Raw genomic sequence first — 4,826 nt, forward strand, 5'->3', positions numbered from 1 at the left:
GACCCCAACCACAACGGCCGGCCGGCCGGACGATCCTGACCATAAGTGGCCAGAAGCGCCTGCGCCTCAATCGGATCACCCAACGTCGTCCCCGTGCCGTGCGCCTCCACCGCGTCCACATCCGCCGCGGACACCCCCGCATTCGCCAACGCCGCACGGATCACCCGCTGCTGCGACGGACCGTTCGGCGCCGTCAGACCATTACTCGCACCGTCCTGATTCACCGCCGAACCACGCACCACCGCCAGCACCGGATGACCGTTACGCCGGGCGTCCGACAACCGCTCCAGCAACAACATCCCCGCACCCTCACCCCAACCCGTACCGTCCGCTCCGTCCGAGAAGGACTTGCAGCGGCCATCCGGCGCGAGTCCGCGCTGGCGGCTGAACTCCACGAAGACCATGGAGGTGGCAAGGACGTTCACGCCACCCGCGAGGGCGAGCGTGCACTCACCGTTCCGCAGGGACTGCACCGCCAGGTGCAGTGCCACCAATGACGACGAACACGCCGTGTCCACCGTCACCGCCGGGCCCTCAAGACCAAGCGTGTACGCCACACGTCCCGAGATCGCCGAGGTGGTGCTGCCGGTCAGGTAGTAGCCCTCGCTGCCTTCGCCGGACTGCTCCATGCCGAAGGCATAGCCCTGCGCCGCCGCGCCGGCGAACACACCCGCCCGGGATCCGCGTACGGATGCGGGGTCGATTCCCGCGCGTTCGAGCGCCTCCCACGACGTCTCCAGCAGCAGCCGCTGCTGCGGGTCCATCGCGAGAGCCTCACGCGGTGAGATCCCGAAGAAGGCCGCGTCGAAGTCGGCGGCGGTGTGGAGGAAGCCTCCGCTGCGGACGTACGACTTCCCCGGGCGGTCAGGATCGGCGTCGTACAGCGCGTCCAGGTCCCAGCCCCGGTCGGCCGGGAAGTCGGTGATGCCGTCGCCGCCTGCGGCCAGCAGGTCCCACAGCGCCTCCGGGGACCCGGCGTCACCCGGGTAGCGGCAGCTCATGCTGACGATGGCGATCGGGTCGTCCGCCTGCGGGGCTGCGACCGGTGGCGGGACGGCGGTGTCGCCGTCCTCGGTTCGGGCGCCGAGCAGTTCGTCGCACAGCTGTCGCGCAAGCGCACCCGGCGTGGGGTGGTCGAAGACGAGCGTGGCGGGCAGCCTCAGCCCGGTCGCCGCGTTCAACCGGTTGCGGAGTTCGACCGAGGTCAGGGAGTCGAAGCCGAGCTCCTTGAAGGCCTTGCTCTCGTCGACCGCCGCCGCTGAACCGTATCCGAGGACGACGGCCACGTGTCCGCGTACGAACTCCGTCATCTGTGCCAGCTGTTCGGCCTCGGGTCGGCCGGCTAGCTGCCGGGCCAGACCGGTGGGCGCGGCCGTGGTGCCGGTGGCCGTGGCCCGGGCACGCTGTACGGGGCCCCGGACGAGGCCGCGCAGCAGGGCGGGAACGGGCGCGCCGGAGACCCGCAGCGCGGCGGAGTCAAGTCCTACCGGCAGCAGGAGCGGTTCATCGGCCGCGAGGGCGGCGTCGAACAGCGCCAGGCCCTCGTCGGAGGACAGTGCGATGAGTCCGGAGCGTGCGATGCGGGTGCGGTCCGCCTCGCCGAGTTCGCCCGTCATCGCACTGGTCTGCTGCCACAGGCCCCATGCGAGCGATGTCGCCGGCAGGCCCTCGGTGCGGCGGACCGCCGCGAGCGCGTCGAGGAAGACGTTCGCCGCCGCGTAGTTGCCCTGTCCGGCGTTGCCGAGGGCGCCGGAGACGGAGGAGAAGAGGACGAAGGCCGACAGGTCCAGGTCACGCGTCAGCTCATGGAGGTTCCATGCGGCATCGACCTTCGGGCGCAGTACTCCGTCGATGCGCTCGGGGGTGAGCGCGGGGACCATTCCGTCGTCGAGTACGCCGGCCGTGTGGACGACCGTGGTCAGGGGGTGTCCGGCCGGGATGCCGTCGAGCAGCTCCTGCAAGGCCGATCGGTCGGCGACGTCGCAGGCCGCCACGCGGGCGTGGGCGCCGAGACCGGCCAGTTCGGCGACCAGTTCCGAGGCCCCGTCGGCTGCCGGGCCGCGGCGGCTGACGAGCAGCAGTTCCCGTACGCCGTGCCGCTCCACGAGGTGGCGGGCGACGAGCCGACCGAGTGTCCCGGTCGCTCCGGTCACCAGGGCGGTTCCGCTGCCCGTGCCCGACGGCGGGGCTGGGACGGTCAGCACGACCTTGCCGATGTGGCGGGCCTGGCTCAGGTGGCGGAACGCGTCGGGGGCTCGTCGTATGTCCCACGTGGCGACGGGCAGGGGGGTGAGCGCGCCCTGCTCGAAGAGGTCGAGGAGCTCCAGCAGCATTTCCTGGGTACGGTCCGGGCCTGCCTCGCCCAGGTCGAACGCCTGGTAGGTGACGCCTGGGTGTGCCGCGGAGACTACGGCGGGGTCACGCTTGTCGGTCTTGCCCATCTCCAGGAAACGCCCGCCGCGCGGCAGCAGTCGCAGCGACGCGTCCACGAACTCGCCCGCGAGCGCGTCCAGCACCACATCCATGCCCCGGGCGCCGGTTGCGGTGCGGAACCGGTCCTCGAAGTCGAGGTTGCGGGAGGAGGCGATGTGCGCATCGTCAAGGCCGGAGGTGCGCAGGGCGTGCCACTTGCCCTCGCTGGCCGTGCCGTAGACCTCGGCGCCCCAGTGCCGAGCGAGCTGTACGGCGGCCATGCCGACGCCTCCGGCGGCGTTGTGCACGAGCACGGACTCGCCCGACCGCAGGGCAGCGAGGTCGCGCAGGCCGTAGTACGCCGTCAGGAAGACGACCGGCACGGACGCCGCCTGTACGAACGACCACCCAGCGGGCATCGGGACCAGCATCCGCCGGTCGGTGACGGCGAAGGGGCCGAAGGAGCCGGAGAAGACGCCCATGACCTGGTCGCCGGGCGCCAGATCGGTCACGCCGTCGCCGACTTCGGTGACGACGCCCGCGGCCTCGTTGCCCATCACCTCCTGGTCCGGTACGACGCCCAGAGCCAGCACCACATCTCGGAAGTTCATCCCGGCCGCGCGGATGCGAACCCGCACCTCACCGGCGTCGAGCGGCTGCTCGGCTGCCGGGCTCTCCAGCAGTTGCAGGTTGGAGAAGGAGCCCTTCTCCGGGATTTCGAGACTCCACCCCGACGACCCGGCCGGCGGAGTCAGCACCCCGTCGCCGCGCGTCAGGCGCGCCATGCGTGGGACCCGCACCTCGCCCGCGCGTAGCGCCAGCTGCGGTTCCTCGTGGGTCGCCGCCCACGCCAGTGCGGCCGACAGTGCCTCCTGGGACGCGGTGGTGCCATCCGAGTCCATCAGCACGAAAGCGCCGGGGTTCTCGGTCTGTGCCGACCGCAGCAGCCCCCACACCGGGGCCGCCGCCAGGTCGGTCACATCGCCGTCGGAGCCGGCCGCCACCGCACCCCGCGTCAGGAACACAAGCCGGGCACCGGTGAACCGCTCGTCACTGAGCCATGCTTGGGTGAAGAGCAGCGCCCGATGACTCGCCGCATGCGCGGCCGCCGGTGTCTCCGGTCCGTTCGCGTACTCGGGCCCGCTCGCGGACTCCGGTGCGGCGACCACCACGACACCGGGCAGCGGGGCACCGGCTGCCACCGCGTCGCCGAGGGCTTCCAGGTCCGGGTACGTCTCCGCGCCGGGAACGTCCGCGGAGGTGCCGATCCGGGCGATGCCGAGGTCACGGGCCACGTCATGGGCTGCCGTGGTCCTGCTCGGAGCGGAGTCCGTTCCCTGTTCCGACGCAGCCGGCACACCTGTGGTCACCGCTGTCCAGTCGATACGGAACAGAGCGTCGTGCTCCGGCGACGTGTCCGACGCCGCCGACAGCTGTTCCCGGTCGACGGGCATGCAGACCAACGAGTCCACCGTCGCGACCGGCTGCCCCGAACCGTCGGCCACGGTCACCGACACGGTGTCCGCGCCGGCCGGTGCCAGACGCACACGGAGCATCGACGCGCCCGCCGCCCGCAACGACACACCACGCCACTCGAATGGCAGTCGCGGACGCCCGTCGGAGAAGAAGTCCCCCAGCTGCACCCCGTGCAGCGCCGCGTCCAGGAGCGCAGGGTGCACACCGAAGCGATCGGCCGCCTCCTGGTGCTCCGTATCGAGCGCCACCTCGACGAAGACCTCGTCGCCGCGGCGCCATGCCGCCCGCACACCCTGGAACACCGGGCCATAGCCGTAGCCCTCGGCCTCGAATCGCTCGTACATGTCATCGATGGGTACGGGTTCGGCGTCTGCCGGCGGCCACTTCACGAGGTCCGCCGCAGCCGTTTGTGCACCGCCGGTCGCCAGGATGCCCATGGCGTGGCATGTCCACTCTCCGGTAGCCGACGCCGCCTCTTCGCGGGAGTGGACGGTCAGCGTGCGGCGCCCCGCCTCGTCCGGATCGCCCACCATGATCTGGAGCTGTACGACGCGTCCCTCGGTGAGGATGAGTGGAGTCTGGAGGGTGAGCTCTTCGACGGTGTCGCATCCGACCTGGTCACCGGCCCGCACCGCGAGTTCCACAAAGCCGGTCCCCGGGAACAGCACCGTACCCGCGACGGCGTGGTCCGCAAGCCACGGATGTGTGCGCAGCGACAACTGTCCGGTCAGCAGCAGTCCGTCGGCGCCTGCCAGCTCCACAGCGGCACCCAGCAGGGGGTGCTCAGCTGCCCCGAGTCCGAGACCGGCGACGGAGCCGGGACCGGCCAGGTCACCGGAGGGTTCCAGCCAGTAGCGTTGGCGTTGGAAGGCATACGTCGGCAGATCCACCCGCGACGCACCCGCCCCCACGAACGCCGCAGACCAGTCCACATCCAC

The 4,826-nt window shown here is 71.4% G+C and carries 1 protein-coding gene; it reads right to left on the reverse strand.

The features are described from left to right. On the reverse strand, positions 1–4,778 hold a 4,778-nt coding region (locus ACWCQM_RS40730), incomplete at its 3' end, for an SDR family NAD(P)-dependent oxidoreductase (protein ID WP_450920105.1). Between the last annotated feature and the right edge of the window lie 48 nt (positions 4,779–4,826).

The organism is Streptomyces sp. NPDC002125, assembly GCF_053593715.1.